The organism is Crateriforma spongiae (assembly GCF_012290005.1).
GTDB classification, from domain to species: Bacteria; Planctomycetota; Planctomycetia; order Pirellulales; family Pirellulaceae; genus Crateriforma; species Crateriforma spongiae.
In genome coordinates this window covers 251,119-275,157 of sequence record NZ_JAAXMS010000008.1, presented here as the reverse complement: position 1 = coordinate 275,157, position 24,039 = coordinate 251,119, and the positions used below count along the sequence as shown (strand labels likewise).

At 56.6% G+C, this 24,039-nt stretch carries 24 protein-coding genes and 1 tRNA gene; 13 read left to right on the top strand and 12 right to left on the bottom strand.

Going from position 1 to position 24,039, the window contains the following annotated elements; translation table 11 throughout:
• Positions 1-87: 87 nt before the first annotated feature.
• The gene (locus tag HFP54_RS20875) at positions 88-1,005 is read right to left on the bottom strand and encodes an alpha/beta hydrolase (protein ID WP_146416488.1); all 918 of its coding nucleotides are present in this window, start codon (positions 1,003-1,005) and stop codon (positions 88-90) included.
• A gap of 345 nt (positions 1,006-1,350) precedes the next feature.
• Between HFP54_RS20875 and HFP54_RS20870 the strand changes: the two genes are divergently transcribed.
• A complete protein-coding gene (locus HFP54_RS20870) occupies positions 1,351-3,603 on the top strand; it encodes an RNA polymerase sigma factor (protein WP_168566642.1) in 2,253 nt (750 codons plus the stop codon).
• Here the strand turns inward: HFP54_RS20870 and HFP54_RS20865 are convergent, their stop codons facing one another.
• Positions 3,604-4,920, bottom strand: coding sequence for a hypothetical protein (locus HFP54_RS20865; RefSeq protein WP_168566641.1), 1,317 nt, complete (start codon positions 4,918-4,920; stop codon positions 3,604-3,606).
• 87 nt (positions 4,921-5,007) lie between these two features.
• On the opposite strand from HFP54_RS20865, the gene HFP54_RS20860 reads away from it, so the two are divergent.
• The 3 genes from HFP54_RS20860 (at position 5,008) to HFP54_RS20850 (ending at position 8,137) form a co-directional block, all read left to right on the top strand.
• Entirely contained in the window at positions 5,008-6,423 is a 1,416-nt protein-coding gene (locus HFP54_RS20860; RefSeq protein ID WP_168566640.1) for a sulfatase-like hydrolase/transferase, read from the top strand.
• A gap of 249 nt (positions 6,424-6,672) precedes the next feature.
• Complete coding sequence (locus HFP54_RS20855) at positions 6,673-7,227, top strand: GNAT family N-acetyltransferase (RefSeq protein WP_168566639.1); 555 nt, start codon at positions 6,673-6,675, stop codon at positions 7,225-7,227.
• 688 nt (positions 7,228-7,915) lie between these two features.
• Positions 7,916-8,137 carry a hypothetical protein gene (locus HFP54_RS20850; RefSeq protein WP_146416494.1) on the top strand — a complete coding sequence of 74 codons (222 nt, stop codon included), beginning with the start codon at positions 7,916-7,918 and terminating at the stop codon, positions 8,135-8,137.
• A gap of 144 nt (positions 8,138-8,281) precedes the next feature.
• Here HFP54_RS20850 and HFP54_RS20845 read toward each other — a convergent pair.
• A tRNA-Leu gene (locus HFP54_RS20845) sits at positions 8,282-8,367 on the bottom strand.
• A gap of 146 nt (positions 8,368-8,513) precedes the next feature.
• Between HFP54_RS20845 and HFP54_RS20840 the strand changes: the two genes are divergently transcribed.
• On the top strand, positions 8,514-8,738 hold the full coding sequence (locus HFP54_RS20840; protein WP_168566638.1) for a hypothetical protein: 225 nt from the start codon (positions 8,514-8,516) through the stop codon (positions 8,736-8,738).
• A 35-nt stretch (positions 8,739-8,773) separates the two neighbouring features.
• A complete protein-coding gene (locus tag HFP54_RS20835; protein ID WP_168566637.1) occupies positions 8,774-9,007 on the top strand; it encodes a WYL domain-containing protein in 234 nt (77 codons plus the stop codon).
• Positions 9,008-9,130: 123 nt separating this feature from the next.
• Here HFP54_RS20835 and HFP54_RS20830 read toward each other — a convergent pair whose 3' ends face one another.
• From HFP54_RS20830 to HFP54_RS20820, 3 genes are read right to left on the bottom strand one after another with little or no spacing between them, the layout of a single operon-like run.
• Positions 9,131-10,213 (bottom strand): CBASS cGAMP-activated phospholipase, encoded by a 1,083-nt coding sequence (locus HFP54_RS20830; protein ID WP_168566636.1) that lies wholly within the window; start codon positions 10,211-10,213, stop codon positions 9,131-9,133.
• On the bottom strand, positions 10,213-10,686 hold the full coding sequence (locus tag HFP54_RS20825; RefSeq protein WP_168566635.1) for a type II CBASS E2 protein: 474 nt from the start codon (positions 10,684-10,686) through the stop codon (positions 10,213-10,215). Before HFP54_RS20825 ends, HFP54_RS20830 begins: the two co-directional genes overlap by 1 nt.
• Positions 10,667-11,800: a nucleotidyltransferase domain-containing protein gene (locus HFP54_RS20820; RefSeq protein ID WP_168566634.1), complete on the bottom strand. Its 1,134-nt coding sequence runs from the start codon at positions 11,798-11,800 to the stop codon at positions 10,667-10,669. Before HFP54_RS20820 ends, HFP54_RS20825 begins: the two co-directional genes overlap by 20 nt.
• Positions 11,801-11,989: 189 nt before the next feature.
• Here HFP54_RS20820 and HFP54_RS20815 point away from each other — a divergent pair, with 189 nt between their 5' ends.
• The 5 genes from HFP54_RS20815 (at position 11,990) to HFP54_RS20795 (ending at position 14,983) form a co-directional block, all read left to right on the top strand.
• Entirely contained in the window at positions 11,990-12,574 is a 585-nt protein-coding gene (locus tag HFP54_RS20815; protein ID WP_168566633.1) for a hypothetical protein, read from the top strand.
• Positions 12,571-13,002: a hypothetical protein gene (locus tag HFP54_RS20810; RefSeq protein ID WP_168566632.1), complete on the top strand. Its 432-nt coding sequence runs from the start codon at positions 12,571-12,573 to the stop codon at positions 13,000-13,002. Before HFP54_RS20815 ends, HFP54_RS20810 begins: the two co-directional genes overlap by 4 nt.
• Positions 12,980-13,768 (top strand): ImmA/IrrE family metallo-endopeptidase, encoded by a 789-nt coding sequence (locus HFP54_RS20805; protein WP_168566631.1) that lies wholly within the window; start codon positions 12,980-12,982, stop codon positions 13,766-13,768. Before HFP54_RS20810 ends, HFP54_RS20805 begins: the two co-directional genes overlap by 23 nt.
• A 453-nt stretch (positions 13,769-14,221) precedes the next feature.
• Positions 14,222-14,557 (top strand): hypothetical protein, encoded by a 336-nt coding sequence (locus HFP54_RS20800; RefSeq protein ID WP_168566630.1) that lies wholly within the window; start codon positions 14,222-14,224, stop codon positions 14,555-14,557.
• Positions 14,558-14,800: 243 nt separating this feature from the next.
• On the top strand, positions 14,801-14,983 hold the full coding sequence (locus HFP54_RS20795; protein WP_168566629.1) for a hypothetical protein: 183 nt from the start codon (positions 14,801-14,803) through the stop codon (positions 14,981-14,983).
• Positions 14,984-15,075: 92 nt separating this feature from the next.
• Here the strand turns inward: HFP54_RS20795 and HFP54_RS20790 are convergent, their stop codons facing one another.
• The 4 genes from HFP54_RS20790 to HFP54_RS20775 form a co-directional block, all read right to left on the bottom strand.
• Positions 15,076-15,771: a class I SAM-dependent methyltransferase gene (locus HFP54_RS20790; RefSeq protein WP_168566628.1), complete on the bottom strand. Its 696-nt coding sequence runs from the start codon at positions 15,769-15,771 to the stop codon at positions 15,076-15,078.
• Positions 15,755-16,228 carry an Rrf2 family transcriptional regulator gene (locus HFP54_RS20785; RefSeq protein ID WP_168566671.1) on the bottom strand — a complete coding sequence of 158 codons (474 nt, stop codon included), beginning with the start codon at positions 16,226-16,228 and terminating at the stop codon, positions 15,755-15,757. The genes HFP54_RS20790 and HFP54_RS20785 overlap by 17 nt, the downstream gene beginning before the upstream one ends.
• A 372-nt stretch (positions 16,229-16,600) precedes the next feature.
• Positions 16,601-17,377 carry a glycine betaine ABC transporter substrate-binding protein gene (locus tag HFP54_RS20780; RefSeq protein WP_168566627.1) on the bottom strand — a complete coding sequence of 259 codons (777 nt, stop codon included), beginning with the start codon at positions 17,375-17,377 and terminating at the stop codon, positions 16,601-16,603.
• A 343-nt stretch (positions 17,378-17,720) separates the two neighbouring features.
• Positions 17,721-18,797, bottom strand: a complete 1,077-nt coding sequence (locus HFP54_RS20775) for an L-dopachrome tautomerase-related protein (RefSeq protein WP_315853950.1) — start codon at positions 18,795-18,797, stop codon at positions 17,721-17,723.
• Positions 18,798-19,359: 562 nt separating this feature from the next.
• On the opposite strand from HFP54_RS20775, the gene HFP54_RS20770 reads away from it, so the two are divergent.
• Positions 19,360-19,743 carry a hypothetical protein gene (locus tag HFP54_RS20770; RefSeq protein WP_168566625.1) on the top strand — a complete coding sequence of 128 codons (384 nt, stop codon included), beginning with the start codon at positions 19,360-19,362 and terminating at the stop codon, positions 19,741-19,743.
• A 115-nt stretch (positions 19,744-19,858) separates the two neighbouring features.
• On the opposite strand, the gene HFP54_RS20765 is transcribed toward HFP54_RS20770, so the two are convergent.
• Positions 19,859-20,434 (bottom strand): hypothetical protein, encoded by a 576-nt coding sequence (locus tag HFP54_RS20765; protein WP_168566624.1) that lies wholly within the window; start codon positions 20,432-20,434, stop codon positions 19,859-19,861.
• Positions 20,435-20,468: 34 nt separating this feature from the next.
• Complete coding sequence (locus HFP54_RS20760; RefSeq protein WP_168566623.1) at positions 20,469-22,001, bottom strand: P-loop ATPase, Sll1717 family; 1,533 nt, start codon at positions 21,999-22,001, stop codon at positions 20,469-20,471.
• 359 nt (positions 22,002-22,360) lie between these two features.
• On the opposite strand from HFP54_RS20760, the gene HFP54_RS20755 reads away from it, so the two are divergent.
• On the top strand, positions 22,361-22,582 hold the full coding sequence (locus HFP54_RS20755) for a hypothetical protein (RefSeq protein ID WP_145304440.1): 222 nt from the start codon (positions 22,361-22,363) through the stop codon (positions 22,580-22,582).
• Positions 22,583-24,039 lie beyond the last annotated feature (1,457 nt).

Here is a 24,039-nt window from a genome sequence, read left to right as displayed (position 1 = left end):
AAAGGGGCAGGATTATAGCGTTGAAACTTCCAACGCACGATGGCCAATCCCCCGCCATCGAAGCACCCTGCACCGTCACCATTTTGATCAGGGGCACCGCTGGCGGACGAATTCGCCGATTTCATCAATCGCCTGTTGGTGATTGTCGAAACAAGCCGCGAAGTGAACGAATCCGTGCAGCGTTCCCATAAAGTGCGAATGGGTGACGTCCACGTCGGCCGATTCCATGGCCGACGCCAAATTCGTGCCCTCGTCACACAACACGTCGTATTGTGCGGTGATCAAAAACGTCGGCGGCATGCCCGCGACATCCATCTGCAACAGATCGATCGGCCATGTGTCATCGTTCTGGATCGCATCGACATAGCAATCCCAGAACCAACGCATGTCCGCCCGCGTCAGCCCGTATCCTTCGGCGCACCGCAAATACGACTTGGTGTCAAAATTCGGGGAAACCACCGGATAGACCAAAATCTGGCCGCACACCAGCGGCCCGCCGCGGCGTCTGGCCACCGCCGAAACACTGGCGGCCAAGTGGCCACCGGCACTGTCACCCCCGACGAACAACCGCGTGACATCCAAACCATGATCCGACGCATGGTCGCTGAAATATTGCAGGGCGGCAAAACAGGATTCCGCGGCCGACGGAAAACGGTGTTCCGGGGCCAGCGGGTAATCCACGCTGATCACGACCGCATCGGCCGCCACGGTCAACCGACGACACATCGCATCGTGCGTGTCCAAGTCACCCATGACCCATCCGCCGCCGTGGAACCACAAGATCGCCGGCAAATCCGGTCGGTCCGACGGCCGATACAAACGCACCCGGATGTTTTCCGGAATGACCAAGTTTTCCACGCGATGCACGGGCGGTCCGATCCCGAAAATCTGGCCCATGCCGGTGAACGCCTCCCGAGCCGCTTCGGGTCCGACGTCTTGCCAGGCGGGACGTTCGACGGCGGACATCGACGCGATGAACGCTTCGGCTTGTGGATCAAGAGTCATCAGAAATCTCTTCGGGTCCCTATCGTGATGCCGTCGTCCGGCCCGACACACGGAATCCAGCGACTGGCCGATCGATCACCCTGAACAGATGTCGGCGGGCGTCGATGACCAGTATGCCAGAACGGCAAAAAACTTGCGAATTCACACCGCCCCCTGTCCAATCAACCGTTGGCGTTTGGTTCACCCCGACCACCACGCCACCCCCGACGACTCGTCCGCCAACATTCGGCGAGAATCGGCTTTTTCGAGAATTTCGACTTTTCTGCGCGCCGTTTTTCGTTCACCCCAGACTTACCCGGTGAACAACTTGTCCGTCGCATCGCTGTGAACCCGCTGGCATCTCCGATGAGCACGATCGAAACCGACGCGTCGCCATTGCGCTGCGATGCCCTGACCGACGCCGATCTGTTGGACGCATGGGTCAGCGATCGAAATCACCAAGCGATGGATGCGTTGTTTCATCGTTACGCGACGGTCGTCTATCAGGTCTGTCGCCGTCATTGCCGGTCCCACTGCGACGCCGAAGACGCCATGCAAATGACGTTCTTTTATCTGGCAAAGTCCGCGGGAAGCATTCGCAAACCCGAGTACCTGCCGGGATGGTTACACCGCGTCGCCCAGCGGTCCAGTTTGGCCACCATGAAATCCCATTCCGATCGACCCTTGGAAGATGCCGACGTTGCGTCACGCCCCGATGACCCGTTCCAGCGGCTGACGCGTCGGCACGAAGCCTTGGTTTTGGACGAAGAACTGTCGGATCTGCCGGCACGGTATCGCACGGCGCTGGTGCTGCATTTGATGGACCGGCACAGCATCGCGACCATCGCCGACCGAATGCAGACGACGACGGGATCGGTCCGCGGATGGATCCAACGTGGCAAACAACGGTTGGCCAAACGATTGCGACATCGCGGCGTGGTGCCGGTCGTCGCGATGGCCACCGTCACATCGTGGGCACGCGACGCCGCCGCGGTGACCGCCGAACGGACCCTTGATTCTCCTCCCGTCGCCCCGCCCGATTGGGACCATCCTCCGTCCGAATCGGACTTCTCTTCCCTTGAAACGCTCCTCCAATCCGGTCAATCGATCATGACATCCACCCTCATCAAAACCTCGGCTCTCGCGGCTCTCGCCACCGTCGCCTTGGGGCTGACCACGCTCAGCGTCGGACAGCCCGCCCACGACGGAACATCGACCAGCATCCAAGGATTGCCGCCATCAAACCAAATCCCCGTCGCCCTGGCCCAAGGCGACGATGCCGGCCAGGGAATGGAAATGGAAGATGCCTATGGGATGGGGATGGGAGGAGGCTATGGGGCGATGTCGGAACAAGACGACGGCATGGGCGGCATGATGATGGGTGGTTACGAATCGTCAACGAAGCGACGTAAACCCGGTTCGCCTGTCGGCACGACGACCTATCGTCCGCCTTCGACCGTGGTCGACCTGTCCAGCGAAGATTCGCCCCTGGTCGTCCAGATCCGCCAGGCTCTGGATCGATCGATCGACTGGAACGGTCTGGACAGCCTGAAAAATCTGCCACGATTCCTGGGCCAAGAGATCAACGTTCCGGTCTTGCTGGACGACAACGGCTTGGGCATCGCCGGTGTTTCACCCGATCACGCCCTCCGCCGCCCCGAATCGTCCCAAGACCACGTGCGGACGGGCTTGCGAGTCATCCTGCGGCCCCTGGGGTTACGCGCCGAAATTCAAGACGACGGATTGGTCATCACCGCCGACATGAATCAACTGACACGCCAAGGGATCGCCACCGATCGCTGGCTGGATACTTCGGGTGAACAGGCCGATCGGCTGGACCAAGTCTTGGATTCCAAGATCACGGTCCAATATATCGATACTCCGGTGCAAGAAGTTGCCATGGACTTGGCACGTGAACTCGGTTTCCCGATCGTGTTGGACCTGCGCGCCATGGAAGAACTCGGACTCTCGTCCGACATGCCAGTGACATTCATGGGCAAAGACCTGTCGGCCCGATCGGTGCTGTCCGCCATTTTGAAACCGCTGGACATGACTTACACCTACGCCGATGAAACACTAACTCTGACCACCGTCGACGCCAGTACGCGACGACTGCGGATCTATTACTTGGAAGGCCTGGGGATCAACCCGGGCGATCCGTCCGGCTTGGTGGAACTGATTCAATCCACGATCAAACCGGACGGCTGGGATATCCTGGGCGGCACCAGCACGATCGTCCCCCTACCCAGCTCCGGTGCACTCGGTCGTCCGGGACTGGTCGTCAACGCACCCGATTCGATCCAGCATCGCATCAAACAGATGTTTGCCGGCCTGCGACGCAGTGATCAACCGGCCGCCTTGCCCAATTCGCCGATGATCGATGACACCGCCGCTGAACAGACCGCACCAAGTCGACAAGCCGATTCGCAGCAATCTGACACACTATCAGCCGACACACCCCAAGGCGCCCGAGCACGGCGTCCCCAGCCCAAGCCCGACTCGTTCGGCAACGACGCGGGTGCGGACGATCCGTTCGGCCCCAACCACGCTAACAACGATCCCTTCGGCGGCCCGGCCGGCGAGAACGATCCTTTCGGAAGCAACCCGTTCGGAAATTAGTCACCGCGACCGCGGACCCGATGCTGACAACTCTTCCAACCCCAGCCGATACGTCTGTTGTCGCTGGCCGGTCCAGCGATCCGAAACGCTTTTGACAATACCACGCACCTGGTCATCGATCTGGTGCCTTCGGCACAGCCGGTCGATCAAAGCGATCTGGTACCGTGACTGGGGATACACCGGAACGCCTCGGCGATCCAGTGACCACGCGGACATGTCCAACGTCCGCCATCGATCGCCGTCGGAATCGGATTCCAAATGGCGACTCACCGACGCCGGCAATCGATTCGTGGCCGTCTGGTGAAACTGCACTTCCAATCGACTGGTGTGTGGCGAATACAGCGACCAAGAAAGCCAGTGGTCCCAGTACCCCGCTCGCTCGGACAACGGCATCAACAACGCCGCCACCAAGACCAGACGGACTGCCACGCCGGACCACCCATCGGTTGTCGGTCGGTGGCCCGATGCGTCCGCGTGATCGTTTGCTTCCTCGGATGTCGGGCCGTCAAACCATCGCGGACGGACAAACAAACACCACGCTTGAACGATCAGCAAGACATTCCACAGCACCACCCCACGACTGTGCGCCAGCCCCAACGGCCCCAGCACCAACAACAACACGCCGTGCATTCCCATCGCGGCGATCCCCGCCGCCCGGCGTGTCCAGGGCATCCATAACCCGATCGCGATCAGCAATTCACCAGCCGGCAACGCCAACGCCAAGCGAGGCCGAATGCTCTCGGGCAAAGATTCCGGATCACCGCCAACGGTGGCCCACAGATTCGTCACCAAGTCGGCGCCGACGGTGTGCGCGAACTGGAAATCAAACTTACCGGCCGCGCTGTACAGATACACGCTGGACGCCAAAGCGATCAGCCAAGCTTTGGAACGCCGCACGTCCATTGTCGCAAACACCAGCGCGTATAACGCCGCCTGATAGGCCCACGGTTGTAACCGGTGTTGATCGATCACAAACAAGACGATCCACCCACCGGCGACGATCCACCACCGCCGGTCGGCCGCCGTCATTGGTTCGGGTGTCGGTCTGTCAGCGCGGACGCCCCGGACAGTCGGTCGCACCAAGATCCACCCACACGCGATCAAAACGACGATCGTGGACAGTAAACTGATCGATGCGGCGGTCGCCCAGGAAAGCCGGACGAAGCCGACCATCGGATACTCAGGCGATCCCCAGGGAATCCACAACCGCCAAGTGGCGACCAGCAACACGATCGATCCGATCGCCCAAACGCCACGCAATCCCACCGCCAACCGCGGCGGCCCGCCCCGCCATCGATCATCGTCTTGATCGCTCAACGCCCAAACACCCGATTGAAAAGTCTCACTCGGCCGAATAAATCATTTCGGCCAACAACTTAAGATCCAGCCAAGAAACCACACCCCATGCGAAACATCATTCTCGTTGCATCATGCGTGCTTTGCCTAGCCGCGGTCGCCACCGCCGACGATCGTCCCAACATCATGATCATCCTGGCCGACGATCTGGGATATGGCGACATCAGTCTGCACGGATGCACCGACATTCCCACCCCCAACATCGATTCGATCGCCCATCAAGGTGCACGATTCACCAACGGCTATTCGTCTCACCCGTACTGTAGCCCCATGCGTGCGGGATTGATGACCGGGCGTTACCAACACCGTTTCGGCTATACAAAGAACGTCGCCTATGATCCGCACAATGCGGTGCTTGGTTTGCCCACGACCCAAACCACGATCGCCCAGCGATTGCACGACGCCGGCTACGCCACCGGCATGGTCGGCAAATGGCACTTGGGCGCTCACGCAAACTTCCATCCACGCAATCGGGGCTTTGATGATTTCTTCGGCTTCCTGGGCGGCGGTCACGATTACTTCGTCGTCGATACCACACGGCCGCTTCGTGAAAATTACCAAGCCCCGTTGGATAAAAACGGCATCGGAACCGGTTTGGATCAATACCTGACCACCGAATTGACCGACCATGCGTTGAAGTTCATCGATGATCACGCGGATCATCCGTTCTTCATGTATGTCGCCTACAACGCGCCCCACACTCCGCTGCAAGCTCCCGACGAAAAGCTGGAACAATTCGCATCGATCACCGCCAAGAAACGCCGCACTTACGCCGCCATGGTGTCATCGATGGACGACCAAATCGGACGTCTGCTCCGCCGTCTGGACCAGCACGACTTGTCCGAAAACACGCTGGTGTTTTTTCTCAGTGATAACGGCGGACCTGAAAACGCCAACGCGTCGGACAATGGCCCCCTGCGTGGACAAAAAGGCGACGTTCACGAAGGCGGCATCCGTGTCCCATTCTTGATGCGATACCCGGCGGCGATCCAACCGGGAACCGTGATCGACACGCCCGTCATTTCCCTGGACGTCAGCACCACGGCGTTGGCCGTCGCCGATGCTGATCAAGACGCCACGCTGGATGGCGTCAACCTGATCGATCGATTGACCGGCAAAGTTCCCTTTGATTCCCAGCGCGAACTGTTCTGGTTGTCGGCGACCAATCCCAAGACCGGAAAGATGGCCGTGCGCCGCGGCGCGATCAAACTTTCGCGTTTCGACGGCAAAGCCCACTTGTACAACTTGGACGACGACCTGGGCGAAACCAATGATCTGTTCGAACAAGACACGACGACGGCCCAATCGCTGAATCACGCTTTCGGCCTTTGGTCTTCGCAAAACCAACCCACGATCTTCCCCAGCTACAGCACCTACCATCGCTTGCTGAAAGAATTCCATGAATCCGTCAAAGCATCCACGATGCAATCCGAACCACCGCCCAGCGAAATGATTGATCCTTAGGACTCCACTTCGATCGGCCGCAACATGCTTCCGATTTGGAATCGCGCGGCCGCCCCAGCCGCGTCGACGCAATGTCGCACCACCCATCCAGTTGCTTGAACCTGGGACGCACATCTTCAAAGAATGGAACGTTTTCAATCGCAATCCATTCGGGGCACGGACATGACGGATCAGACAAGGAACCCGACACGCAGACGCCTGCACGCCACCGACCGAATTCACGTCCACTGGTCTCCCCAACCGGTGCGGATGCCCGACGGACGCCCCGGCCACGTGCGATCGCTGATGCCCGGCGACCGTGACGCTTTGGTGCATGGGTTGCAAAGCCTTTCGCCTCAAAGCCGCGTGCGCCGATTCTTCTTCGACAAACGTTCCTTTACCAACGACCAGTTGTTTCAGCTGACGCATCCCGATGGGTTTCAGCAAATCGCATTCGCACTGGAAGTCCGCGATGATTCGATGGACCAGATGGTGCCCATCGCGGTGGCCCGAATGATCCGCGATCCCGATCGAATGCGGACCGCCGACCTGGGCATCGTCGTCGTCGATCAATGGCAAAATCGCGGGGCCGGAACGCTGTTGTTGCGTTCCCTAGCCGCTGCGTCTTTGCGTGTGGGAATCACCCGCTGGCAAGCCACCGCCTTGGCCGACAATCCATCGATCGCCGCAGTGTTGCGCAAGACCACGCATATCGAACGCCGCCGGATCGACCCCTCCGGCATCGCGCGGTTTCGCTGTCGAATTCTCCCTGATGCGATCGACCCACGCCGTGCGCCCCGTTCCGAATTGTCCACCGCCGTCTAATCGGACTGCGTCACTCCCCGCTACCCGCTACCGCTACCGCTACCGCTACCGCTACCCGCTACCCGCTACCCGCTACCCGCTACCTTCAACCCATCGGTGTCGGATCGGCGGCCTCTTCGACCATTCTTAGGTATTGCCCCGTCCCGCCGCATCGACGTCAAATATTTCGATTGACCGGCCCCGGGGTGACTCTCTAGCGTAGTTGTATGGTCCCATTTCGCAGCATCATCGCGTTCGTCCTCGCCGCGGCTCTGGCGTTCCCGCCGGCCGTGATGGCGTCGTGCTGTTGTGACCAGACCATCACCGCAAGCCATCCCGTGGCGTCGCCGTCGTGCTGCTGTGGTTCGACGTCGGCCGCATCAGCCGCGGACGTCCTTTGCGGATTGGACGGCAATCGTCACAACGAGCAAGACCCGTCATCATGTGCGTGCCTCAGCCGCACCGAATCTTTTGCCGTCGTCACGTCCAACGTCGACCGGCCCGACTCGGTTGCCGTCGCCCTGCTGTCTTATCCGGCTTCGGAATTTGCCGACTCCGCATTCCCGGTTCGTCGGGAACGTACGGTTGACCGGCCAATTCCCAGCCACAATCAGCGGCAATCTCAACTCAGTGTTTGGCTGAAATAACAACTCCGACTGACCTTTCGTTTTTGATTCGAATTGTTTTGTCTGTTTGGAGTTATTGTCTGATGATCAAGAATCTTATGATCGGTACCGTTCTGGCCGGCGCTCTGGCCACCGCCCCGTTCGCCCTGAACGCATCCACGACGCAAGCCGATGCGGCCTGTGCATGCTGTGGCGACAGCTGTTCGTGTGAAAACTGTCGGTGTGATGCCGCCGGTTGTGTCTGTGACGACGGCGGACCTTGTGCCTGCGAAGCCGCCTGCTGCACCACGTGCTGCGACGACTGATCCAGCCGGATCTGCGAAGAAGTTGAATTTCCAAACGGGCCGCCGGGTGATCCATCGGGCGGCCCGTTTCATTTTGCCGTCCGCGCGATCGGACCGTGCGCGGTGCGCGTGGCCAAGACCACAGAAAAACAAAGAAGACCAGCATGCCCGGGGCGGGACTCGAACCCGCAAGGCCGTAACCGGCCGGGGGATTTTAAATCCCCTGTGTCTGCCAATTCCACCACCCGGGCTGGGCTGGAACGATCGGGGGCCACGCGGTGGTGGCCGATCCCAATCGTCGGTGTTTTCCCAATATCGGTCCATTCAAACGACCGATGCAGCACGACCAGTGTTGAGCCCAAAGCCGGGTTGTGCAAGACAGGCAACGAAAGCCGCGATGGCGACCCGCTCTTTGCGAGCCGAACGCTGTGAGACGGACTTGGCGGGCCTGGCACAGTTGCTCCGCCGGGTCCGGATGACGGGCGGCTTTCCGACGTCACCGCCCCAGCGTCCCGAACATCCTCGGCCGACGATGCGATCGGCCGGCGAAGACCCACGCGTGCCGGTTCACGACCGGCAACGGGAACTTGCCACACAGTCGGCGGCGGAGCTGGGGCGATGACCGAGCGTGAGTTGAAAAGGATGCGATCGTTACTGATGAAAGCCAGCGATCCGGATCGCTATGCGGCGCGAATCCAATACATCGACGCGGCCGGCGAAGTGACGGATCGCATCATCAGTCCGATACGCATGACCACACCCACAACCGTCCGTGCCCTCTGCCTCCAAAGGGAGGAGGTCCGCCAATTCCGCTTGGCATCGATCCGGACGATTGAACTGGTCCCGGCTCATGAGGTGTTGGCTGGTGCAAAGCCCTCTGGACATCTGTAGTCGACCGCCAATCTGCGATTGAGATCCCAATTCATGTCGCCGCTGTCGGCCACCGGATAGTACTAGCGAGGGCGTAACATCGAATCGCCGGGATCAGGCAACACAGAGGAAACAGGTTGCCAACTAAGACTTCACGCCAGTTTCAGAAACCGATCCGCCATGCGATGTTAGCTGACCACAATCTTCAAACGGCGCGAAGCCGGGTGTCGAGCTAGCAAGGAAGACATCGAACACTCGTGTCAGATTGTCGTGTGCGACGGTGCGCCCCTGATGCAACAGTGCCGGAAGGTGCTGCAAAGAATCAAGCGTCCACGATGCGTCAGGCAGTTCAAAGTTGATTCGCGAGTACCTCTCACCCAGCAAATAGTTGAGTTGGAAACTGACGCCCTGGGATTGCGAAATCGAAGCCACATCAAAAACCTGCGGTCCCCACCATCCAATGCCCGCGTTGTCCCCAGGAGGGACCAGAGAGTATCGTGGTTCACCAGTTCCTATTGACAGGATGTGAACGTCAGCAGAATCGAAATCAGGATCAACTTCTCGACAAGCACACTCTCGAATCTTCATCGCTTCGGTATAGGCAACAAGGCTCGGGTTGTTTGCCCACAAGCCGCCGTCAACCACCGCTCCGTCTTCGCCTAGCATCGCGTGCGGAAAAAAAGTTGGTGCCGCAGTCGTCGCCATCAGAATATCCGCCAGCTTGTAGTGACGATCACGAGTCATTCCGGGGATGTGCGGAGTCTTGAAGACAATCGTTCTTCCGGCAGTTACATCGACGGCTGGAACAACCAGTCGACATCGGGTGATATCTCCCATCAGCTGCTGGCCAAAGACACCCTCTACGGCCGACCGCAGCGGTCCACCTTCGTACTTCGTCTGCAGCACATCATCCAACTGCACACCGACAGCTTTCTTGGCTGCGAATCTGGCGACTGGCATTCCGATTTTGCGACCGAACTTTTTCGGTTTGTATTTCGGGCGAGGAGCAAACACCTCCGGGCCTTTCTCTTTGTAGAATTCCACGATCGTGGAAGCTGACATACCAGTGGCAACAGCTGCGGCTATCAGCCCGCCTGTCGATGTGCCAGCGACCAGATCAAAGTAATCTCCGATTGGGCGTTGTAGACGGTTTTCAATTTCGGCAAGGACCGCCGCCGTAAAGGCACCACGGATGCCGCCGCCATCAAGACTAAGAATTTTGAACATTAACTTAACTCCTCTTCATCTGATTGATTGTGTGTTTCATTTGAGTCGGTCGGCACCTCAGGGTGCTCTCCACCGCCCAGCCATTCCCCCGTCGCATGCCAGAACTCGTAGTACATCAGCCACATTGCAAGCCACGGGATGAGGGTCGAGGCCAATATCTTTTCATCTGACCAGTCGACTCCCGGCCGAAAAACACAAGGCTCGTCTTCAAGATAGGTATGAGGGATCTTGCTTTGGTCACTACGGCACCGAAGGACCGGGTCGAGAATCCACACTTTTGGGCTCTCGCCAATGCGGTACCTCAGCCTGAACCGATAACAGCAACATGTTGGCGTTGGCTGCATCGATCCCGTCCCAACGAGCTCACCCTTGCGGATGCTGTATTTGAAATCCGGACAAACGAGGCAGACGCGGGCCGCTTGTTCGGGAAGACCGTAGATCCGTTTACCGAATTTAGTTGCCGAAGAATTCATTTCGCGGCACCATCCGTGTTGCGGTCGAAGCGGCGGGAGTCAGGATGACTGGTCCAGCCGAAAATCCCAATTTGCTGCTTCTACGTTTTTCTTCCAAGCTCTTGGCGTATTTTTCCACGGCACCACGTGCTCGATCGCCAAAAAGTTCTTCCAACGCTTCGGTGATCTTGTCCCAGCCACGCAGCTCGAGCAGCTCGTGCATTTCCTCCAGGAACTGGCTAATGAACCGCTTGAACCGAGCGTATGATCGTTCATTCCAATGACGTCCGAGATTCTCAGATCGATCTACAGGGTTCGGGATCACCAAGATGCCGGAAGCCTTGTTGATTTCTTCCTGTATTCTGGTCAGCACTGTTAGCAACGCATCGGTGCACATTGCCTCGCCGTCGTAGTGTTTGGATGCCAAAGTCGTCAAAGCAATCGACTTCGGAGCGTCTTCACTTCCGTCGAAGAACAAATCTCGACGACGCTTCATCAATTGAACGGTCCGCTGCAATGGTGCGATGTCCTTGGCTCGTTTCGCAGGCTGCAGCGGCTGGACGTCCGCTCGAGCTTTGTATTGCTCAGCGGCCATTTTCGTGACGGGCGTCCGGCCGAAGAACCAATCCGCGTATCCGAACGGGTCAGTTGGAATCCAGACTTTTTGTTTCCTGTCTGGGATCATGAGCTTCTGGCCAAGCCCGAATCTTGGAATCGCAGGCACGATATCGAGATGGAATTGGCCCGCGTAGTTGAGTTCGATGCACCGTTCCTTGCGTGTCATCAAGCGTCGATACGTGGCGTGCTCGGCGAGTCGAGCCGCAACCAAGTCGTACACCGCCATGGGATTCGGGTGCTGTACACGGTCGGTATTCAGAATGCAGAGCAAGTCGACGTCAAATTCTTCGCGTCCCCAAGGTCGAACGACTGTCTCGATCAACGCAGAGCCCTGATACTTGATGTCTGGTTTCAGCAAGTTCAGCTTCGATTCCGGAGCAGCAAGCCAATTGCCCACAGCGTTGTACTTCTGCTGTGCGTCTCCCCACAGGGTTGGGGTTGGTTGGAGTGCCTCGCACAGCAGCTCAAGCACTTCGTCAAGCTCGGCATTTGCCGAGGCTCTAACTTCTTTTAACATTTGCGTTTACCTCGTATTATGTATGCTTCGTTGTGGCGGATTTGCCACGCCCTATTACTTCATGCCGGCCTACAGTTGGAATTTGCCGTGCATTTCGAAGAAATTTCCCAGCGTCTTTGAAATTGGCTGAACGCCCCAAATCTCAGCAAAAAGCGGATCGGAGGCCGTTGCTTGGTTGAAGTACCCAACTTGTCCGATGCTGAGTGGGAAGAGCTGGTTGGGAAACTGACGCTCCACGCCCATTCCAAGCTGAAAAAGCTGTACTGGCGGGGCGTTCCGTATGCCAAGGGTGGAGCAGTTCCGGGCGCCGCTGGCGCTCAGGATTTCGCTGCTGAGGCCATCGAGGCGTTTCTCGATGGAACGAGGAAATGGGACAAAACCAAACACCCTGATTTCTTGCAGTTCCTACAGAGTGTGGTCGACAGCAAGATCAGCCACCTTGTGGAAAGCGTCGAGAATCGCAAGACACGAAGGATCAACACGGCAAAAAAAGACAACGAGCCGGCATATAGACTTAGAGGCAAGAGTAAGAGGCCTGACGAAATCGTGATCGACGAGGAAGGACGGCTTCGTACCCGAGAAGCCGTGCTTGCCGAATTGGGAGACGACGAATTGGCGAAGTCAATCTTCGAGTGCATCGAGGCCGAAATCACGAAGCCTGCTGAAATCGCGGAGTATCTTGGATTGGATGTATCTGATGTCAACAACGCACAGAAACGCCTGCGACGGGCAGTAGACAAGGCCTTCGTGAAACTTGGGAGGTCGCGAAAATGAACGACTTAGACCGATATGCTGACGAGGTTTGGGACCGATTCTTTGACTTTGTGTCGGAGCCCGTAAGTGCTCTCAGCCAGGAAGAGGTTCGTGATGAGCTAGCCCGCTGTGGGTTAGACATCACAAATGCTGTCTCACGAGTTCAGCGGGCCCTCGCAACGGCAAAGGCAAAGAATGAGCTTGCTGCCGCCAGAGAAAAACGCGCAAGCATCGTGGAAAAGCTTTCGTCAGTTGTCGCTCCGAAGATTGAAGGACTGCGTGAACGCCTGGATGAGATGATCGCGGGGAAGCTGAAGGGATCAGTTCAGGCAGCCTACTTCCGCAAACTTGAAGAAGCCGCCGACGAAGATGACTTGCGTCGCTTAATGGACGACATCGAACGACTGGATGCATTGGCTGATATTGATGAAACAGAAACCGAAACCTAGCGTCGCGCTTCCTACAGCCGAAGCAACACGGCTCTGGAACCTTTACGGCTTCGAAAGCAGCTCTGATCTCGTTCTCGAAGATCTTGCCATGGCCCTCGGAGTCGTAGTGCTCGATGATGACCTTAAGTCCGCTGATGCTTGGCTCGTTCGCAAGGGAGACAAAGGGATCATTCGCGTCAGCAATACGATTGTCGAATCTGGCCGGAGGCGATTTGCAGTCGCACACGAACTGGGTCATTGGTCCCTTCACAAGACAGTAACCCAACTGATGTCTTGCACGAGTGCAGACATGCTTGCGCGATACAAAGCCAGTCCGCCGGAGATGGAGGCCAACACCTTTGCTGCTGAGTTACTTATGCCGCGGCACCTTTTTCAGCCAGCGTTAAGACAATCTCGACCGACCTCGCACTTCGTCAATAAACTTGCCAAACAGTTTGGAACAACTCGAACTTCAACCGCTTACCGAATTGCTGATGTGACCAAAGACTACTTCGCTTTGGTGATGTCGAAGAATGGCGTCATCAAATGGTGGCAAGCTAGCGAAGCCCTGAAAGACCTCATATGGATAGACGCCGGCGAAGAAGTACCTCCCCACAGCGTTGCGGCCCAGTTTTTTAATGATGAGGCGCTACCGAATAGGCCCGAGAAGGTTGATCTAGATGATTGGATTGCGGAAAACAGGGGTCTCGACGCGGAGTATTTCTACGAGGACGTGATCCCAATGCCCGTCTACGGCCAAGCCTTGAGTCTCCTCTGGCTTGAGTAGAAAAACGCACTCATCCGGCCTGTTGTCAACGGATCTCAATGCAGTGGATGTTTTGCAGAGTGATGCTGTAAGCCACGCCAAAACAGGAGAATAGCGAACTGTTAGGTGCATTGGTGTCTTAATTCTGAACTCAAACTCGAATGGACGTGCCGGTGCCCGACGTCAAGGGTCTAGTGTCGACTCTGACGCCGACGCCCTAGGTTCTTCCCTCCCGGGGGTTTGTTCTTACCCGACACGAAGATACCGGGAGGGGAGAGAGTGTTTGTTTCGCGCCGGAGACTTGTCCGACCTCCGGCGATCGCCGATACCGACCACCGCTGCGCGGACGGCCGGCAACGGCAATCGCCTTCGGATGTGTTGGCTGTCCGGCCGGCGACGCCAGTCCGAAGAGATTGAATGGCTTGAGAAGGCTTCGGGCCAAGTTCCTTCTGCAAATCAGCGGGCAAACGATCAATGAAGAAACAAGTCTCGCTTCGCACAGTGCTGTTGGGGTGCACCGGCTTTGCGATCGTTCTGTTTGCCGGGCGTCTCTATCGTGATCACCTGACGCGGACCAATTTTCGTCTTCGCGACGAGATAGCCACTCTGAATAATTCGATCCGTGGCAACGTTTCGAAAGGGAGCTACGACATCAGCATCGTCAACGAGATTGCGGTGGACAGTGACCAAACAAAGAGAGCCCGGATTGCAAGTCTCCAGGCTCGATTCGAAAGCAACCGTTTTCGTGAAGCTTGTCTGAGCGTGATCTATGGCGATTCTACTCGCCCCCACCGTACTCCAGATTCATAGGAGCCGCGTCGATGACCGATGCCGCTCCAGTGAACCAGTCGAATGGTGGTGGAAATCAGGTTCCATATCCAACGGGTTTGAGAAAGTCAGACCGTCCATTACCTGTCCAGCGGATTCAGACCTTGCGATTGCGGACTCAAACTCGGCCTGAGGGTCCCCCAAATGTTTTGGTGAACCCAGACCTCCCGACAGAAGAGATCGCCCCGCTTCCGCATACAAAACCGCGCAACGAAGTCCCCGACGGTGAACACTACACCGGCGGGTACCCATTTCCTGGCGTACTTGCATGCGGACCAGAGCGAGATCATGGATCGCAACACGCGAGCGTGTCAGCAGACTGTCGAGATGCTGAACGAGACACGGGCTTCCCCGGCTCAAACCCGCCTGGTGATCGATGCCGCGGAAATCGAAACACAGAGACACTGATTGCTACCGAGGATCAGCTCTACGCTCTCTGCGGCTTAGCATTTCGTCGGCTCACGCAACGAAAGATCAACCATCAACGGCCGTGTCTGTCTTTAGGCGTATGACACCCAGCCTCGGAAAGCGAACCCGGCGTAAAAAAGCTCGACGTTCGTGAAGCCCGCCTCTTGCAACAACGCTTCGTCTTGTTGGGGTTCGAGAATGGTGAGATAAGCATCGACCGCCTTTCGAAACTGCGATGCCTTTTCCGCATCCACGGCGGGACGAACCATGTAAGCTGCGTACCGTGAAAGCCACCGCTCGCGCGCACCATCGGTTTGAGGGAAACTCAGGTGCACCACGATGAACGGTGCTTGTGGCCCGAGTCGCTGACGAATGGCGGTCAACATCTTTCGTCGCTCTTCGAAGTCTGCAAAATGCATCGTCAAAATGCACGTGGCCGCATCAAACGGCCCCTCCGGCGCAGCATCGACCTTGCCCTCGTGCAGTCTGACTCGCGAGGCAAGCGGCCCCAGCGTTTGCTCGGCAAGTTGCAACATTGCCGGGGAAGGATCCACGCCATCAAACTCCCAACTCGGTTCCGCTTCGGCGAACACCTTCATCTCCAGTCCGCCGCCGGCTCCGACGACCAGGATACGACCGTGGCTCTGCACCCGCTCGGTCAACAACAATGCCGCCATCCGCTGCATGTCCGCGAACCCCGGAACGGCAATCGGTGGCGAATCCACGTATTTCGCAACCGCTTCGGGAGCGTGAAAAGCCGCTTCCAAAAATTCAGCTTTGGAGTCCATGTCGGTTCCGTTTGGCTTTGAGGGAAATGCCTTTCGCTTCGAGGCGTTGGTGGCAATCGGCGCTCAGCGAGGCAAGCGTGACTTCCCCCAACCGCCGGAGCAGCAGTTGTTCGGCTTCGTCAAACGTCCTGCCCAGTGCGGCGTTCACGGATTGCTCCACCAAACAACCCGGAGCTTTCGTGCGATTGCCCATTGCCAACAACCCCGGGCTGCCCACCGCCTCGTAAATGTCCAGCAAAGTGACCTCGGCCAGCTCGCACGCCAAAATCCAACCACCTCCGTGGCCCTTGGCGCTTTGCACATACTGCCGCTCGCGCAGCCCCGCCATCAGACGACGCACCACGACAGGATTCGTGTCGATGATCTTCGACAAATCGTCCGAAGTCACCGGTTCGTCCAGCTCCGCCATGTGCAACAAAATGTGCAGGACCCCGGATAGCCTGCTATCTCGCTTCATGTAACTTACGTTATTACATGAAAGTGGCGTCGTCAAGTTCGGCTTGGAAAGCCATGGAGGCTTCAGCCATCGACGCGAGCAGCCACACGTTGTCACTACCAGATTAGAACGCTCGCTATTGCGAATCCAAATTTGCATACGGCACCGAACCGAATGCAATTCTCAAACAGCAGGCCGCCCTGTTGTTGGACCGGTACTTTCGATTCCCGACGGCCAGGGCCGCAACGCCGTGTATCTGGCCTCCAAGGTCCTGCCGTTGGTGCTCTGCGGCCACCACTCTGAACGATGGACTGGCTTCAAACACGCCAACAACACTGTTCGATTGGGGATGTCATAGGTGATCCACGCTTCGGCCCCGCGTATCCGCAGTCCCTACCGTGCATCAAGCCAATTCTTCGTGACTTCATCAAGCGGCTGGTTCTCTCGGCAAACTCGGTAGTCCAACTCGGCGATGATTTCGTTGGACCAACGCAGGCTGTCGAGCGTTTTCAATTCGTCTTCCGTGAAAAGAGTCGACTGGTCATCGCGCAAAAGCAGAACCGCTTTGTCGACAACGCCCAGCAAACCCTTTGGTTCCCTCAGCTCTCGAATCTTGTGTTTGAAGTGCAGGAACTGCGGCTTCCATAGCGGGACGACGACCCATTCACCGTTCTCGACCGCATGCTCAAAGGCGGTGAAGCAGTCTTCTTCACTGCCCGTGTGAAACCGGTATCCCGCATCGTTCAATCCGTATTCACTCATCATCGCGATGGAGAACCGAGTGATGCCCGCCCCCGGATTGATGCCCTGAATATCACGCTTCATTTTGTCGGACACATCGGGCTTGAGCAGGTCAGCGACTTCGGCAACCGCGGATTCGGGAACGTAGTCGGGGACTCCCCAGAGTGCATACGGTTCGTAGTGCAGGCCGAGAACTCGAAGCGGAACGGTTTCTTCGACCTCCGCTTTGTAACCGCCATGGCTGGACGGTAGCCAAGCCGACGCCAGCATCTGCGTCTCACCTGCTTTCAGCTTTTGAAAGTTGGCTTCGTGTGGTGAGTAGATCCGCTCGACCTCGATTTCCATGCCATTCAGAACATGCGCCGTCAACGATCCTGCGACTCGATGAAACGAAAGATCGGTGATGCCAAGCGTGATATGCCGCGTCATTTTCGTAACCCTTTTCGTTGCCGTTTGAATAGCCGGTCTCGGATCAACCAATTTTTGTCATCTCGTGCAATGTGAACTCTTCGAACGCTCCGTCTGTCGCGGCCACGCAACTCCATGCACCTCATCCTGGTTCGAACATTGAACAGGCAGACATAACCTCTCGATTAGGCAGACGGGCAAATCGTATTAAGTTCAGCAACCCGACGCGTAAGTTTTGAAGTTGCGCTTTTCTGGTAACCCGACGCGTGAGCGAGGAATGAACTGGCGAAGAACGCGGTCTCTCGCTTACGCGTCGGATTGCCATTTGTCGTAGAATTCCTGTCCGCCTGCAAAAAAACTGCAATTAGCGGCCGATCAGACCGGACGCCAGCGGCTTGAATCGGAAGATGAAAAACGGTTTCGATGTCTTGTCTTTTCCACCGTTGAACGGCGCGCCAAGATGCACCTGAGCGGCAGACACGTACATGAAGCCGTCGTGATTGAAGCTGATGCCGTCCGGCCATCGCATGCGATCGTCGGATGCAAATTGTGTGTATTGTCGATCGCTGGCCGAGACCATGCCGATGCTGCGGCTTTCCACATTGGTCGAGTAGACATTGCCAGCGGTGTCGATCGAGAGCCCACCGTTGTTGACCTTGGGACTGTACGTTTCCACCGCCCTCGCCAATTCGTCTTGAGACAAGGTCTCGTCGGCGATCGCTTTCATCGGCACCCGATACAGCTTCTTGCCGCACAAGGGTGCGAAGTAAAGCCACTCGCTGTTCGCATCCAAAGTGATTCCGTCACAGCCAACCAGGACAGGAGCTTTTTCGCCGTCGCTTTCGACCGTCATCGGTTCGCCGTCGATCATGATCGGTGAATCTTTATCGGGCTGCGTCATCGAGCGGCCTTCGAGCAATCGGCGAGTGGATCCGGTTTTCAAGTCGACGACGACGAGAGCGGCTTTCGATCCATCACCACCGCGGCCGATCCCTTCGTCGGCGATCACCGCAAGCTCACGTTTTGGGTCGATCACGAAGTCATTCAGTTGCGAAGTCGGACGACTTGCTGGTGCGGGGATATAGTAGATTCGGTGAAGCTCATTCGACGTCGTGTTCCAACCGACCAGTTTCGGGGTGATGTTGTTTCTCGTCCCCATGTCCAGCATCCAAACAACTCCCTGATCATCGTTGCGAATCCCCAGTACATCATCGAGATACCAGTCGTTCTCCTCGCGTGGTGTGTTCCATTGTTTGTTGGGAAATGGCGAGACGATCTTCTTGTCAGCGTCATACGTTGCGACACGAATTTCCGGTTTGAAGAACGGATGGTGGCTAAACACCAGCTGACCATTCGGCTTGAAAGCGATGTTGCCAACCGCTTGATCGAGAGACGCGTACAACTCGAGTTCGGTCTTGGCGGTCGACGACTCTTGCGACACGGCCGGAGTTACGAAGCCGCAGCAAAGTAGCGCGGCAACGAAACAATTCGAAAAGGCCCGCTGGTAAGTTCGGGTTCCGATTTTTGGAAGGCGACGACTCATTGCTTTTTGCGGTCCGTTCTTGAAGAGAAACTGCCTTTTTGAATCGAAAAACCGATACTATCGGTACTACAGAAAACATCAAGAATGAACATTTTGGGTACCTAGTATCAATTTGGTCCCCCCTTCAAGCCGCAACACAAAGACGATGAAAAGCCAGCTTGCCAGGTGGGGGCAACACCGGGGTTGATCGGAGGCCAGTGGAGTGGAATCGCCCTCGCTGTGCAAAACCGCTCCGGACAATATTGCAGGCCTTTTCTGGCTCGGAATGGTCGTTGTGATGCGTTTCTAATCTCTCGACCAGTCTCGAAACGAAGCGAAAACGAACGCGTCTGCGCCCCTGGCAATCTGTGCCGGTCATCTTCAGCGACACGATGGGATTCCGAAGGCGCCCGCGTAAACGAGAGCACCTCACAACGCCACCCCAATCATTCCAGGATCGGCCAGGGAATCAGTCGCACGAATGCTGGCCGAGTTGGAGTTTGTGGAGAACCATCCGCCGGGGACCACGCTGCAATGCTTCGCGATGGACTTCCGCAGCGGCGACGACTACAGCGGCGACCGAGCCCGGCGGATCAACATCACCGGCACCGGTACGGACTTGGCCGGCAAGAAGGTTCAGTTGCAAGGCTGGCTGGACGACCTGGTCCAGATCAGTCACGAAGTCGACATTCAGGGCACGCCCGGATCGCATTACATCCTGCTGGATCCCGACACCGCGACCACCGCCACTTGGCCGCCGAACTACTACCTCGGCCTGCTACGCATCAAGCACGACGCGACGACGTTCCAAACCATCTGGGAAGGCACCCTACGCATCCACGCGTTCCCAACACCAGGGATCTAGGGCTGCCGGTCACCGGCGATCGAGAGCGATTACCTGAAAAATCCAGAATGCTGTCATCGACGCCTGAACGGAAAAGCCCCCCGTCCAGATTTTCCTGGTTCTGCTCTTCTGTGCGCTACGAACGCACTTCCAGCTGAGCACGTTCCAGTGCTTCGTCTAATGTTTGATGCACGCCGCCAGATCCGTAAAGATCGAACATCAATCGAGCCCTGGGTATTGCGTCGGCTTTGACAAAGAAGCCGCCCTTGCCGTCAACTTCTGGTATTGGAAGCAAATACCGGCCGCCGTCGACAAGAACCATCCGAGATTCATCAACGATAACGCCGCGATACCGGACGCACACATGACGGGCGGTTGCAGTTGGAGCGGGAAAGTTCTGAACCCATGGTTCGTCAAACGAATCCCCGTCGTTCGCGCCAAATACGAGCGTGATGTCAACGTCCGGTTTGTATACCGCAAGGTAGTGGTGGGTAATCGGTCTCAAATACGGACCGCCTGAGTCTGTTCCATATTCCCAACCGTGAACTGTAGGGGTTTCCATTTTGTGCCAATCGTTTGCGTGCGATGCTGACACGGTGTTTAGGATTTCGTCAAGCGTCATTTGCGTTGTGGATTCAAGGGAGGTTTCAGTAGCGGAACGTCTGGCATAACCGGGCCGCCGCGGTTGATGCTCCACTTGAAAACGCGGCATCGGCGGCTCCGCGTTCATGCCTTTGTTATCTGACTTACGTGTCGCGCGGCTCCTTCACGTTCAACGCTCGAATTAGGCCGTCATGAAGCTTGTATACGTCTGATTCGATAAACCCTTGTGATCGAGAAAAGCAGCGATAACGCCATGCTGTAGAGGCACCGACCTTGAATCCAATGACCGAATTTGCGAATAGAAATCGTAGATCGTCAACGATTTCGGTTTGTGTGAATTCAACGCCTAACGATTTGAGTTGCGACTCCAATTCGTCTCGCTTGAATTGCGTAGACCCGTGGTTTTGTATCGCTGAAAACAGTTCCTTTATTCGTGGACGCTGAACGGACCATTCGTCGAGCAATTCTTGCCGAAGCCAATCAGAGTAGCCAGGCTCAGCTGTGTATATCGCCTCAACAGACAAATGTGTGTATTCGTCGGGCGTTTCTTCGAACGGATCATTCGCGCTGTCTCGCATTGCGTCAACCGTACGGCGAAGGAAACAAATCATATCGCGCGGTCGCATCATCGTACGTTTTAGCAAATAGTTTGGCGGCTTCGATCGTTGTCGCATTTCCTTTTTGTCGAACAACGCTTCGAAATCATCGACGGCATCAACCCCTTTCTGCTCCGCGAAGAAAGAAAGCCGACGCAGAAGCAACTTAATTAAGTCGTCGCGTTCCCATTTCAACAAAGCCCCGCAATCCTCGCGCAGCTTGTTGGAGTCATTTAGCGGCAAGACCGAGAATATATCTTCACGCAGAAAGACGATGGGCCTGACGACACCATCGTATTTCTCAGTCAGGGAATCACAAGCGGAGACCAGCCCCGCCAACACTTTCCGGGAAACATCGAGCGATACATCGTCCCATGCCTCATCAACACGGTCGAAGCAGATGATGGTTCGAAATTGGAGGGGCTTAGACTGCGATATTGCGGATTCAAGAATCGCGATGATGTTGGAAATATTTTGTGACAGAGCCGTGCGGATGTCATCATCCGCTGCGACATCGTCGAACGAAACTTCACCACCGGACACCTCTACAGAATCAAAGTCGCCCTCCTCTAAGTCCAAACCGGCTTTGGGAAGTTTGACTTTTGAAAGTCCTAGCAATTTCCTCCCGATCAGTTGGTAGATAGTCGGGAGCGGATGCTCGAAAATCCTTTCAAGGAGTCTTTGTGCTTTGTCAATCGGCTTTGGAATCGCGACGCCTTTCTCCGTGCAGCGAGACGAATAAGCTTTGATCACTTCCACAAGAATCACGAAACGCCACGATTGCTTATAGGCGAGCGATTCCGCCGCTTCGGCGTTGGCGAGAAGGGAGTGCACCCTCCAGTTGTAGTCTTCAAAAGACAGCGACACTAAAACGTCGTCATCGCCGAGGTGTTCACTTGGATTCTCCCGTAAGTATCGGAAGACCGCGGTTTTGCCCGCGCCCTTACGCCCCAAGACCAAGAACGATGATTTGCTTTCCAAAACTGAGCGAAGAACCCCATTGTCGTAGAAGTAGTTGACTAGGTTATCGTCACGTTCCGCTGAGACTTTCCCAACGTCGATCCATTCGAGGATGTTCATTCGCGTCCTTGGTGTGTTTGAATTTGGTCAGATAACTCAGAATTCTTCCGCGGTTTCGGGGAGAATGCCCGTTCGCATCGGCTTCAACAGATTTGCCCCGGGCCGACTTCCCCTCAGATGAGCGGAATTATAACCGTTCCCCCTCAGTTGGTGAAACGGTAAGGCATCGGTTCTGGCAGGGCACGATTATGCGTCAATCACTAGGGCTCGGATTCAGAAAATCCTCCTACATATTTTGGTCCGCGTTCCCGCCTCCAAAATGACTGGAATTACACCGGTGTAACGGAGTTCAGCGATTCGGATCGGAAGCCCGGTTTTGCCCGTTGAACGGGAGACGCTTGCCGCCAATCGTTGACGGCATGGCAGATCCATCCGTCGAAACGATCACCGACCAAATCGCATCCAACGCGGCCCAGCCGGCGAGCGCCTCGGGTGACGGTCACTCCGCCGCGCAGCACTCGCTGCGGGAACAGATCGAAGCGGACAAGTATCTCCGCAGCGTCAAAGCCGCCGAAGGTCGCAAGAGCCTGAAACAAAAGATCGGCCTGGGCCGCTTCGCTGCTCCGGGGGCCTGCGGATGAACGGACAATTGATCGGCGTCGATGGCAAACCACTGACAAACCTCCACCGGTAGCTGGCGGATCGTATGCCGGAAAAAGACCTCCGTCCCCTTAGATGTCTTCGATGCCAGCGAGAACACGACGACAACCGTCCGTCACGAACCTGTGACCAAAAGTGAATGCTACTTCATTCGTGATGCTCATCATCTTGCGACCGAGATCTTCCAGCTCGTTGCACGAACAGAATTGCGAGAATGATGATGGCAACAGGAATCCCAACCAGAACGAGCAGGATCGCCGCAATCACCAGCAATTCAGTTGGACCGGGGAGACCCATAGCGATCACTCCATGGTTTGTTGTTTGGATGCATCAAATAAAGCACTCTAAGAGTGGCCAGCCGGTGGTTAGACCTACCGACATTCGCCGGGATTTTCGAAATTTTGGCGATGCCAACGACTCTTCTTGTCAACAAGCGGTCTCGACCACCGAATCACGGCGTTGGATTGATCGCCTTCTCAAACATCGGCTTTGCGACGACTGTTCATTGCAGGATTCGTTTTCATCTCGCATCGTCGGTCCGTGCTCGTCACCCAGCGACATTCCCGAGCGTGTGACGACCATTTTGTGCTTTCGCGAAAGTGACGCAGCTGTCATCGCCGCCTGCCAAGGAAGCTCATCACGTGGTCGACAAGGGTAAATCCGGCGAAGACACAAACCACCGAAAAGAAAAATGTTATCGCAGCATGTGTCCATGAAGTCACGTGGTCGCGGGGGATGTCCCAATAGAGTAGCGGCGCCTGATTGCAAAAAAACGCGTTCACGTTGCCGACAACCGCACCAAGCACAACCGCAAGCTTGTTGGTGCGAGTCGCGGGGTACCTATACGCCAAGACACAGACGACCCCGAGCATCGCACCGCCCATTGGCGGAAATTCCGTGTCGAATGTGTCTGTCCAGAAGAGTACCCATTGCAATGCCGTTCCACCGAAGAAACCAGTGAAGAACGAAGGTAGTACTCGACGCAGCGATCTCTTGGACGCCCTTGCCGCGTTGGTGTCGGCGATGGGTGCGTATGGATTGAGTCCTGGCTGCACTATTGGATCACCAAACCGGAGTTTACTTTCGACAACCGTTAACAATAACCGCTTGGATCGTAGCAGATGCGGAGAAATCGAGCGTGAAGTGGCCCGAACCGGCGACCGCCTCGGGTGACTGCTACATCACCGCTAAGCGCTGGCTCCACGAATCAATTGATTCGCCGACAAGTATTCACGCATCGTTCAATCCATCGAAGTTCGCGCAAGCCTGCAGCGAACGATCGGCACTGATGGCTTCGTTACTTTTGCTGCCCAGCTGATGCGCTGCCGGTAGGTCGACGTCCATCCTCATCGAATGACTCCTACGGAACGGCACTGGATCCAAAGCAAGATCCGCTGTGCGAGGAACGTTGAAAGCACCACCGCAAAGAAAGGCTTCC